Source organism: Hyunsoonleella rubra (genome assembly GCF_042684665.1).
Taxonomy (GTDB): Bacteria; Bacteroidota; Bacteroidia; order Flavobacteriales; family Flavobacteriaceae; genus Jejuia; species Jejuia rubra.
Genome location: NZ_JBHULY010000013.1, coordinates 135,133 through 147,306, shown reverse-complemented (window position 1 = coordinate 147,306; position 12,174 = coordinate 135,133). Strand labels below are relative to the sequence as shown.

At 36.1% G+C, this 12,174-nt stretch carries 8 protein-coding genes; 5 read left to right on the top strand and 3 right to left on the bottom strand.

Annotation, left to right across the window (positions count from 1 at the left end; genetic code table 11):
• Positions 1-397: 397 nt before the first annotated feature.
• The gene (gene asnB, locus ACFSR8_RS07075) at positions 398-2,212 is read left to right on the top strand and encodes an asparagine synthase (glutamine-hydrolyzing) (protein ID WP_380290468.1); all 1,815 of its coding nucleotides are present in this window, start codon (positions 398-400) and stop codon (positions 2,210-2,212) included.
• A gap of 67 nt (positions 2,213-2,279) precedes the next feature.
• Here the strand turns inward: asnB and ACFSR8_RS07070 are convergent, their stop codons facing one another.
• From ACFSR8_RS07070 to ACFSR8_RS07060, 3 genes are all read right to left on the bottom strand, one after another.
• Positions 2,280-4,070, bottom strand: a complete 1,791-nt coding sequence (locus ACFSR8_RS07070) for an Ig-like domain-containing protein (protein ID WP_380290466.1) — start codon at positions 4,068-4,070, stop codon at positions 2,280-2,282.
• 507 nt (positions 4,071-4,577) lie between these two features.
• Positions 4,578-5,495, bottom strand: coding sequence for a hypothetical protein (locus tag ACFSR8_RS07065; protein ID WP_380290464.1), 918 nt, complete (start codon positions 5,493-5,495; stop codon positions 4,578-4,580).
• Complete coding sequence (locus ACFSR8_RS07060) at positions 5,496-6,896, bottom strand: MBOAT family O-acyltransferase (protein ID WP_380290462.1); 1,401 nt, start codon at positions 6,894-6,896, stop codon at positions 5,496-5,498.
• 330 nt (positions 6,897-7,226) lie between these two features.
• Between ACFSR8_RS07060 and ACFSR8_RS07055 the strand changes: the two genes are divergently transcribed.
• The 4 genes from ACFSR8_RS07055 (at position 7,227) to ACFSR8_RS07040 (ending at position 12,147) form a co-directional block, all read left to right on the top strand.
• On the top strand, positions 7,227-8,276 hold the full coding sequence (locus tag ACFSR8_RS07055; protein WP_380290460.1) for a hypothetical protein: 1,050 nt from the start codon (positions 7,227-7,229) through the stop codon (positions 8,274-8,276).
• A gap of 217 nt (positions 8,277-8,493) precedes the next feature.
• Positions 8,494-9,480, top strand: coding sequence for an SDR family oxidoreductase (locus ACFSR8_RS07050; protein WP_380290458.1), 987 nt, complete (start codon positions 8,494-8,496; stop codon positions 9,478-9,480).
• A 2-nt stretch (positions 9,481-9,482) separates the two neighbouring features.
• Positions 9,483-10,862 (top strand): nucleotide sugar dehydrogenase, encoded by a 1,380-nt coding sequence (locus ACFSR8_RS07045; protein WP_380290456.1) that lies wholly within the window; start codon positions 9,483-9,485, stop codon positions 10,860-10,862.
• A gap of 7 nt (positions 10,863-10,869) precedes the next feature.
• Complete coding sequence (locus ACFSR8_RS07040; protein WP_380290454.1) at positions 10,870-12,147, top strand: nucleotide sugar dehydrogenase; 1,278 nt, start codon at positions 10,870-10,872, stop codon at positions 12,145-12,147.
• Positions 12,148-12,174: the final 27 nt, after the last annotated feature.

The following is a 12,174-nucleotide window of genomic DNA, read 5'->3' as shown; positions in this document are numbered from 1 at the left end:
TGCACGCCCTAACATTTTACATGGGAAATCTTTGTAGATAGTCGATAGGAGCGTTATCCTATTAGAAAATTTTTAAACACTTTCTCGAAAAATAAAATTCAAGATCAGGGTATCAAATCTATAGTAAAGCAATTAAATTTTGGGGTAGCCTTTGCCCTAACAGTTTTGGTAGTCCAATATTTAAAAATTCCAAAAGAACAGAATTGTCAATAACCCCTGATAATACTGAATTTGTTTCATATTCATCCTCCCAAAAAGATCCATTTCTTAGACTAATTCCATGATGAACACAGCACTGTATAAAACAACTAGACTTTTGGTCGTTTTATAGAATTTTAGGCCTTAATATTGTATTTATTAAAAATAAGTGCGTGCTTTACAGCAAAATGAAACTACCATGTGCGGCATATACTTAACCAATATACCTTTTGAGGAAAAGGAAGTAAAATCAAAACTCGATTCCATTTCTTTTAGAGGCCCCGACTTTACAGGAATAAACAAGGTAAACGATGTGACTCTGGGCCATTTAAGACTGGCCATTTTGGACCTAGACCCACGGTCCAACCAGCCGATGACCTACAAAAACCTTCATATTGTTTTTAATGGTGAAATATATAATTATTTAGACCTGAAGGAGGAGCTTTTACAATTAGGCTACACCTTTAAAACCGAAAGCGATACCGAGGTACTTCTAATAGGCTATCATGAATGGGGCAAGGATTTGCTTAAAAGAGCCAACGGGATGTTTGCCTTTAGTATTTATAATGAAGACACCAACGAAATTTTCTCAGCGAGAGACCGGCTAGGCGTAAAGCCGTTTTACTATTATTTTAAAGATGGGGAAATTGAAATATGTAGCCAAATAAGACCAATGCTTAAGGGCAAAAAAATTAATGAAGAGGCTATTTCCATTTACCTTGACTGTATGTTCATCCCAAGTCCATATACAATTGCGGAAGATATTATGAAATTGCCTCCGGGTTATTACATGACCATTAACTTGGATACTGGTAAATTGGACATTCAGGAATATTGGAATCTAAAAGATGTTGAAATTCGTGATATTAGCTATGAGGATGCCAAGAAAGAACTTCATGATTTACTTCTGGATGCTGTTAAAATAAGGTTACAATCTGATGTACCCATTGGCTCCTTCCTTTCGGGCGGCATTGACTCTGCCCTTGTATCGGCATTGGCTGCCGAAGCTTCAAAAGAAAAAATAAATACCTTTTCCATCGGTTTTGAAAACCCAAAGTTTGACGAAAGCAAGATTGCCGAACAGTATGCCGAGATTATCGGTTCTAAACATAAAACTACTATTTGTAGTGCCGACGATATCCTAAAGTTGGTACCAAAACTCACTGAAGTTTATGATGAACCGTTTGCGGACAGTTCGGCCCTACCTTCCTTGTTATTGAACTCCGTTACCAAGGAACACGTAACAGTTGCGCTATCGGGAGACGGAGGTGACGAGAGCTTTATTGGTTACAGTTATTTTGACTCGCTTGTCAAGAACAAATCTATCATGGAAATTCCATTTTTCATAAGAAAAATACTATCGCAGCCCATTTTATTAAAACTGTTTGGAATGAATTCCCATCGGGTTAGGAACGCACTAAACACAAAGACTAAAAATGATTTTATTGAAAATATTTTTTCTAGAAAAGGCTTTCTTTTAAACGAGAAAAGGCAGGACTATATGAAACATTATCAAGGTTATAAAAAATGGTCAAACATATTTTTACAAAAAGCGGCCGACTTAAACATCAAATTATGGCTTGAAAATGATAGTAATGTCAAGGTTGACCGTGCGAGTATGGCCTATTCTGTTGAAGTAAGAAGTCCGTTTTTAGATTACAGGGTGGTAGAGTTTGCCAGGACGCTTCCATTATCGTTTAGGTATGATGACGGTAAACAAAAAAAAATATTAAAAGATTTACTCAAGGATTATATCCCTGAAGAGCTATTTAATCTACCTAAGAAAGGGTTTTCGGTACCTATTGGTGAATGGATGCGAAATGAATTGAAGACTGAGTTCCTTGAGGCCTTGGAGGATGACTTTCTAAATAAAGTTCCGAACCTTAATGTTCAAAAATTCAAAATACTTCTGAGGGAGCACATGAATGTAATGGAAGACCATACTGCTAATATTTGGAAGCTATACGTATTGAGAAAATGGTACGACGAGTTTGGGGTTGAAATGAAAAATTAATAAAGCAAAAAAAAGAGCCCGAAATGTTATTCAGGGCTCTTTTTTTGAGTTATTCGATTCTCTCAAATTATTTATCTACCATATTTAAGAACTCTTCAAGGTCAGTATAACCATCGCCATCTTCATCACCCTTACCATCTCTGGATAAATCTCCAAACTTAGCAGTTTCCCATACATCTGCCATACCATCCCTATCCGTATCATAATCTGCGGGTCTTGTATTTATAGGCGTCCCGGTAATTGAAGCAATAAAGCTACTATATCTGGCGGTGTTGAAGAAATCTCCTCCAATATTATATGTGCTATATCCTTCATAAGCACCTTCGCCCTCCGCCATTTTAGAAAAATATTCTGCATCATGGCGATCATTGTAATGTGTTACTGTACCATCGGCATTCAACGATTTTGATGCTCCCTTATCCTTATCTCTTACCGCATCGTTATAAGCATCCCGTGCGGTTTTAATTGGCCATGGTGAACCTAGTAGTGGATGCATAGAATTAACAAACTCTTTAGTTGGCGCATATTGGTCCTCAAGACCTGCATTCCATTTACTCCAGATTAACTTATTATCAGCATCGGCATCTGTAAATATGCCATTGTCTATTATATTTCCGGAAGTATAAATCTGTGTTGGGCCATGCTGACTATAGGTCGAGTGATCTGAAAAAGCACGATTCATTCTTCTGAAATTAATACCTGTCCATGCGCCAGCAGAAACATAATTATTGATATGATTAAGCTTAGGCGAAAATGTGTTGCTATTAAGCCTGTAAAATGGGTTGTGAATTATATTATTTATAACATCAATTCTACCATTACCATTAGGGTTTGGGTGGCGATGTGATACATTGTAGAATAAATTACCGTTAAACGAGTTATTGTTTCCAAAGTTTTGGAAGTTAGGGTCACTATCACCAAAAAGAACACCGGTTTTTGATTCGGCTATCAAACTGTTTTGGATCACGCAATTGTAATTGCCCTTACCTCCCATACCAATGGCCATCAAACCTCCATAGCTTATGGAAACATGGTCTAAAATGATATTGTTGGCCGTATGCCAATCCCCGCGGATAACAAAAGCCACCATTTCGTTATCCTTCTGCATCCTTAGCCTAATGTATCTAATAATAACGTTATTGGCATCCTTAAGAGTAACATGCGTGCGATTATTTGCTGTTGTTAAAGTAATTCCTCCTTCTGGAGCGGTCTGCCCCGCAATAGTAAGGTTGTCATGCCTATCATCGGTTTGGTTCCACTTGCCTCCTAATTCTAAATTATAGTTAAGCTGAATAACACCCGAAACATCAAAAACAATGGTTGCCGGTCTAGGTTGATTTACTGCCCATCTAAGGGTACCAACACTTCCATCATCGGCTAAGGAAGTGACATGATAAACATGACCTCCTCTACCTCCTGAGATATTATAAACTTCTCCGTAAGCGGATGGGAAAGCCTTCAGTTCAGTCGCAAAATCATCTTCTTCAACAGGGAGAACTGAAATAGTCACAGTGGCTTCAAAACAAATTAATCCAGTCTCTCCGTCACAAACCTTATAAACAAAAGAATCTTCACCTGTAAAACCGTCATTGGGTGTGTAAATCACCGACTCATTTTCTATGGATAAAACCCCATTAGATGGGTCGGTGTAGGATAGGATAATATCCGTTGTAATCTCACCATCGTTTTCAGAAGGGTCTATTGTAATTCCTGTGTTTTCAAAAGTTTCATAAAAGTCTTCATTTAAGGTAACGGAAAACTCATTCTCACCAATTTCCTCTTCCTCAGTAGTAATTTCTTCTTCCTGGAGCAATTCTTTTTCAATATAAAGTTCTTCCTTATTGCAAGAAGTTAACAAAATAATTAAACACGAAAATATAATCATTGGGTTAAAAGTAGGCAAAGTAGATTTCATAACAATGTCGTAGGCTTTGTAATTTGGGTTTAACAATTTTTTTGGGCATTATTAATTGATGCAAATCTACGGCACAAATTAACAATTATCGATAAAACACTTATTTTTTCGATGAAATACATAACATTCTGTACTCTTTTTTCGATGAAACGCAAAATTTGTTAGCAATTTCATCGATTAAACACAAAATTCATCGATTAAATAAATATCAGTTTTAATCAATTGCTTATAGTTACGTATGAAGTTTAATTTTGGATGTTGAGAAATTAATAAAAATCCAACCCATTCTATAGAACTTTAATAGAAATAAAAATTATACATTTTTATTCCTTTGAATATTAAAGTGTTGAAAGCATACTTCTGTTTACTTTTTTAATTAAAAATTAAAAAAACACTTAGTAGATTTAAATTTTTCGAGAAAGAATTACAAAAATCACCCTTGCTCCAACTCTATTGCCTTTTTAGGACGACCTCCAGCTCTTTCGTAAAAGCGCGTGCTCCTTTTGCTGACATATGGGTAAAATCTTTCCAAAAATCTATTTTGCTACCGTCATCAAATTCAGAATAATCGTAGTACTCTAACTGCTTTGATCCGAAATAATTTTTAGTGGCGCTTCGAATCTCATCTGAGATTGGTCTTAAAGAGGGAGATGTGAAGAAAATCACCCTTGAATTCAACTCTTCACTTTTTTTATTTATGTAATCTATTAAAATATCCACGGTGCTATTGACATTAAATTCAGTTCTTTTATCCGAAACAAAATCATTGTCCTTCAATAAAGCGGCAAATATATCCTTTTGTGCACTAGTAGGCACTAAAGGGTCGTATCCACCGTACTTCATATAACCTGCATCAGGCAAAAAGTAATTTTTAAAAATGGAAAGTACTTTTCCGTTATATGCATAGGAGCTAACTGTATTAGTTATATAAATTTCCTCGGGAAAAAAATTAAGTATCAAATCTTTTACCGACTTATGGTTAGCCGATATATTGATTAGGTTGAGCATATCAGATGCAGTATATGCCTCATCAAAAACAGTACTCTGGTCTACGTGTACCAAAATAATCTGTTCTTTTTTGTTTAGGGTAGAGATTAAACCTGCGCTCTGCCCTAGTTTTGTACCATCTACCCCCATATTAAATGAGGCGCTATCCAGCATTTTGTTTTCTACATGATGATTGGCCCTAGAGCTTCCAAAAACTAGAAGGTTTGCAGAATCCTTAATTTTCAAAAACTGGTTCACCTTTCCTACCCCTTGGCCAGTTACTACTTTATCTTCCATGCGCCTAAGTCCATAGCTTACAATTCTGTCTACGGCAACGAAAACGACAGCAACAATCAGAAATAGTTTAAGTGACTTTTTCATCTAAAATTGAAAATATATAAAGTTACTTGCACTAGAGAAAAACAGCACAATATTTATCAAAATAAAATTGAACATTAATATATAATGGCTTTGCTTTAAAGTTGAGCCAAAGTTTTCCAGTGCGATATTCTTTCTAAATAATACAATATCAAAAGACAGAGCCAAAATCAATCCATATAACAGTGCCACAAATGCATTTGTATTTCCAATAAATGGCATACCGTAGGAACCAGTTATCAATTTTGAAAAGATCAACTTAGAGTCTCCAAAACTAAGCGACCTGAAAAATATCCATATAAGGCTCACCACACTGAAAATAAAAATATTCTTAAGGAAATTATACTTTTCAGGGATAAGCTTAAATCTTTTTTCAATACCGAGAAGAATCCCGTGAATAGCCCCCCAAACCACAAAATTCCAAGAACTACCATGCCAAAGCCCTCCAAGAAGCATCGTCAGAAAAAGATTTCGATATTGCATCTTTATACCCTTGCGATTACCTCCTAAAGGAATATATAAGTAGTCCCTTAACCATGTGGAAAGTGACATGTGCCACCTCCTCCAAAACTCCGTAATTGAAACGGAAAAATACGGAAGGTTGAAGTTTCGCTTAAAATCAAAACCTAAAAGTTTTGCCGTACCGATGGCAATATCGGAATAGCCACTAAAGTCAAAATATATCTGAAAGGAATATAAAACGACCGCCATTACAATACTTGAGGCATTATATATTTCGGGAGCATTATAGATACCATCTATAGCGGATCCAATGGCGTCGGCCACTACAACTTTTCTAAAAAACCCTACTCCTATTTGAAACAGGCCATTCTTAAAGCGCGTATGGCTCCACTCCCTTGAGCTTTGCAATTGAGGCAACAAATTTGAGGCCCGCTCAATAGGGCCAGCTACCAATTGCGGAAAAAAACTAACAAAGGTTGCGAAGTCTATAAAATTCTTCGTTGGCTTTAGTTCTCCCCTATAAATATCTATGGAGTATGACATAGTCTGAAAGGTATAAAAGCTTATACCTACCGGTAAAATGATATTTAGTGTAGAAACAGACATTTCATAACCAAACATTGTCCACAGGCCAACAAATGAATCAATAAAGAAATTAAAATATTTAAAAACAGCCAGAAGCCCTAAGTTGGAAACAAGGCTCAATATCAAAAAGGTCTTTTTACGTGTTTTGCTACTTTCAATCTTAAGGCCTAAAGTATAATCAATTATGGTGGAAAACGCGATTAAGGAAAGAAATCTCCAGTCCCACCATCCGTAGAACACATAACTGGCAATCAGCAATAAAATATTCTGGACTTTATAGGCTTTTTTGTTTATGCTCCAATATAGTATAAATACTATAGGAAAAAAGGTCAAAAAGGCTAAGGAATTAAAAATCATAGTAGCGCTTTTATAGTAAATTAGGGGTCAAACGGCGACTAAAATAGAAATATAATCTATACCTACAAGAAAAAAAAGATGAAAACAAACTCTTTTAGGTTAACCTACATGCTTTTGTTAAGCCCCCTACTTTTTATCTATAAAAAGACGCATAAAAACGTGAAGCAGATCCACTTACAGAATCATTCTCCGAAATGGAGGGGAACATTTTCATCAAACTCTTAGTTATTTCTAAATACATTTTACATCTTTGGCATTCAATAATTGAACATAGTAAAGATAACTATTGGGTAAGGTCCAATACTTTATAAGATTGAATCAATTTAATATATGAAAGCATTATTTAAATGCGAATTGCATTATTTTCCTTCTTTACATTTGTGCCAAGTGTATGATGGATTTGAAAAGCTTCGAAAGTTAGGGATTATTGATCTAAAGGTAGTTCAAGCTTCAGGAGATGCCACAATTCCAGTAGCCAAGGTTATCATCGACAATAAGTACACTGTAATTTATGATACCTTGGATGGGTTCAATTGGATTAGTGATTCGATTCCGGAGAATCTAAATTATTTCAAAAGCCAAATCCGAGCAGATTATTATTTCAAAAGAAGTTTTAATGAAAGCCTTTTAGAATTTGCTCCGAAGGACTGCAATATATACCCACTGGGGCTTAATATTGGACTACAACCGGAAAGTAGCTTTAAAAAAGGGTTCAAAGAATCCTTTAAGGATTTTATTAAGGGAAATTACTTAGTTTCAAAATTCTATAAGAAAACTGCATTTTATAGTAATGATTTTGAATTCTATCCCATAGCAAACAAGAATAATAAAGTCCTATTTATAACCCGTTTGTGGGATTCTGAAAACGTTTCATTAGAACATTTAAAATCAGAGAGGGAACAAATTAATAAGGATAGGGTGGATTGCATAAATGTATGCAAAAAAGAATTCGGGGATAGATTTACCGGTGGACTTCAGGAAAACCCATTCACCTTAAAGTATGCTAAAGAACTTATAATACCTAATACACTGACAAATAGACAGATTTTTCTAAAAACTATAAGAGAACATAATATTTGTATAGCAACGGCTGGATTACACGGTTCTATAGGTTGGAAATTTGGAGAATATGTGGCCGCCTCCAGAGCAATAATTTCGGAACCTCTTGAATATGCCGCACCTGGTGAATTCAAAAATAATAAGAACTATTTTACCTTTAAGAACAAAGAGGAACTTTTGGCACAAACACATTCTCTTTTAAAGAATAGGGATTTACTAAACCAGACTATGAGGGCTAATTATCAATATTACCATAATTTCATGAGGCCGGACAAAATGATATTGAATACTTTATTGAAACTATACGAAGATCTAATCTAAAAGCTAACAGTTTAATATTTAGCGTCTTCTGTTAGAAAAAAGTAATTTAAAAATGACAATTTCGACCTCGGATATAATTCACATTTAATCGATTTAAGGTCAATAATTTTGTTTAAAATGATTTTTATCGGGAAAAGCATTGACTTAGTATAATAATATATTTTGTTTAGATATTTTTTTACATATTTGCGCAACCTTAATAAATAACCCAAATCGAATGATAGAAACACTACGCGAAAAAACCGTATTGGTTACTGGTGGAGCAGGATTTATTGGATCAAACCTTTGCGAAACTCTCTTATCCAATAACATAAAAACCATTTGTTTAGATAATTTTGCCACTGGAAAGCAAAAGAATGTTGAACCTTTTCTAGAGAACCCCCTATTTACATTAATAGAAGGAGATATCAGAAACCTGGAGGTTTGTAAAACGGCTTGCCAGGATGTTGACTACGTACTGCACCAGGCCGCTTTAGGCTCAGTGCCACGTTCGATAAATGATCCGATAACAACTAACGACGTGAATATTTCTGGTTTCTTAAATATGCTTGTTGCATCAAGAGATTCTGACGTAAAACGTTTTGTTTACGCCGCAAGTTCCTCAACTTATGGAGATTCAGAATCTTTACCTAAAATAGAAGATACGATTGGAAAACCTCTTTCTCCCTACGCCATAACCAAATATGTTAATGAACTATATGCCGACATTTTCCATAAAACTTATGGACTAGACACTATCGGGTTGAGATATTTCAATGTTTTTGGAAGAAGGCAGGATCCGAATGGCGCATACGCGGCGGTAATCCCTAAGTTTGTCCAACAGTATATAAAGTATGAATCCCCATATATTAATGGAGACGGTTCTTATTCAAGAGATTTTACATATATTGATAATGTAATTCAAATGAACCTTAGGGCAATAACTACGCAAAACAAAGATGCTCTTAATACGGTATATAATGTTGCCTACGGAGAACGCACTACCTTGACAGAACTAACATCTTTACTAAAAGAATACCTTTCTGATTTTGATGCTAATATTAAAGACGTGGAAGTGAAATATCGGGAAAACAGAGCAGGTGATATCCCTCACTCTTTAGCCTCCATCGAAAAGGCAAAAACCCTTTTGAACTACGACCCCAAATTCAGCATAAAAGAAGGTTTGGAAGAAGCCGTTGAATGGTATTGGGCTAATTTATCTTAATTATGACTGTAAAGAATATTTGCTGCATTGGTGCAGGCTACGTAGGTGGTCCCACTATGGCAGTTATTGCAAAAAAGAACCCACAGATTAATGTTAATATTGTTGACATTAATCAAGAAAGAATTGATGCTTGGAATAGTAAAGATCTTTCCAAGCTTCCTGTTTATGAGCCTGGTTTAGCAGATATTGTGCGAGACTGCCGAGGAATAAATTTATTTTTTTCAACGAAAATCGATGAAGCAATTAATACTGCTGAAATGATCTTTATTTCGGTAAACACTCCTACCAAGACCTATGGAAAAGGAAAGGGAATGGCTGCCGATCTAAAATACGTTGAACTATGTTCCAGAAAAATTGCTGAAGTTGCTAAAACGGATAAGATTGTAGTGGAGAAATCCACATTACCTGTAAGAACAGCGGAAGCTATTAAAAGCATATTACATAACACCGGAAACGGAATAAATTTTCATATACTTTCTAACCCCGAATTTTTAGCCGAAGGTACAGCGGTACAAGATTTATTGAACCCAGACAGGGTATTGATTGGCGGTGAATCAAAGGAGGCCATTGAAAGCTTATCGAAGGTTTATGGAAGCTGGGTTTCGGAAGACAGAATATTGACCACCAATCTGTGGTCTTCAGAACTATCCAAATTAACGGCCAACGCCTTCCTAGCTCAACGTGTGTCCTCTATAAATGCTATTTCTGAACTTTGTGAACATACTGAGGCCAATGTCAATGAAGTGGCAAAGGCCATTGGAATGGATTCCAGAATTGGGCCTAAGTTTTTAAAAGCCTCTGTAGGTTTTGGAGGCTCCTGCTTTCAGAAGGATATTCTAAACCTGGTATATATCGCTAAAAGCTATGGGCTTAAGGAGGTCGCCGACTATTGGGAACAAGTGGTTATAATGAACGACCACCAAAAAAGGCGCTTTTCAGACAATCTGATCAAAACGCTATACAATACCGTTTCGGGCAAAAAAATAGCTATGCTGGGATGGGCATTTAAAAAGGATACAAATGATACACGAGAGTCTGCTGCCATATATGTTGCAGATCATTTGTTAAACGAACAAGCTAATATTGCTGTTTATGACCCGCAGGTTTTCGAGCAAAAAGTTCTAAACGATCTTAACTATTTAAATACTAGAACTGAGAGGGAAAACGCAGAGGGAATTTACTCTGCCTCTACACCTTATGAAGCCATGAAGGGCGCCCATGCCATAGCCATAATGACTGAATGGGATGAATTTAAAGATTACGACTGGCAAAGAATATACGATAATATGAAAAAGCCTGCCTTCGTTTTTGACGGGAGAAGTTTACTAGATAAAGAAAAAATGAATAAGATTGGATTTGAATATTATTCGATCGGACAATAGAACTATTATGAAAACAGATAAAATTGCAGTTATAGGATTAGGATACGTAGGCCTTCCATTAGCCCGACTTTTTGCTACAAAATATTCGGTTATAGGGTTTGACATCAATAAAAGCAGGGTAAACGAACTTTCAAAAGGCGAAGACGCCACATTGGAGGTTGAATCCTCAGTCTTGAAATCAGTTTTAAAGGCAAGTCCGGACGATAAAGTCGGACTATATTGCTCTGCAAACCTGGACGATATTAAGGATTGTAACTATTATGTTGTAACGGTGCCTACTCCTATAGACAAAAACAACAGACCGGATTTAACCCCTTTATACAAGTCCAGCGAAACAGTGGGCAAAGTGCTAAAAAGAGGTGATATCGTTATTTATGAATCCACAGTTTACCCCGGAGTAACCGAAGACGAATGCATCCCGGTACTAGAAAAAATCAGTGGACTGAAATTCAATGAAGATTTCTATGCTGGTTACTCGCCAGAACGAATTAATCCTGGAGACAAACTACATACTGTAGATAAAATTTTGAAGGTTACGGCAGGTTCCACCCCTGAAATTGGGAAAAAGGTAGATGCGCTTTATGCAAGCGTTATTAGTGCTGGCACTCATTTGGCTCCTACCATAAAAGTAGCAGAAGCCGCAAAAGTGATCGAAAATTCTCAAAGAGATATCAATATCGCCTTTGTAAACGAATTGGCTAAAATATTCAATTTATTGGATATTGATACCCACTCCGTATTGGAGGCTGCGGGCACCAAATGGAATTTTTTACCATTTAAACCTGGTTTAGTTGGCGGACACTGTATCGGTGTTGACCCTTATTATTTGGCTCAAAAGGCTCAAGAAGTTGGCTACCATCCAGAAATAATATTAGCTGGAAGACGTGTTAACGATGGTATGGGAGAATATGTGGCTTCTGAGATCATCAAACTTATGGTGAAAAACGATATCAGAATTAAGGGGGCTAAAATTTTAGCTTTAGGGATTACCTTTAAAGAAAACTGCCCTGACGTCAGAAACACTAAAGCCGTGGATGTCATTAATGAACTTAAAGGTTACGATACGGATATAACCGTTTACGACCCTTGGGCAAATCCAGAGGAAGTAATGCACGAATATAACCTATCAACCGTGAAAGAATTCCCTGCTGAAAAATATGACGCAATAGTTCTAACTGTGGCCCATAAGGAATATTTGGATCTAAATTTAAGTGATTATATTAAACCAAACGGAATTATTTATGATGTAAAAGGCATTATAAAGGACCATCACGGACGCCTATAACCTACAAGGTACTTTTTTTTATTTCCC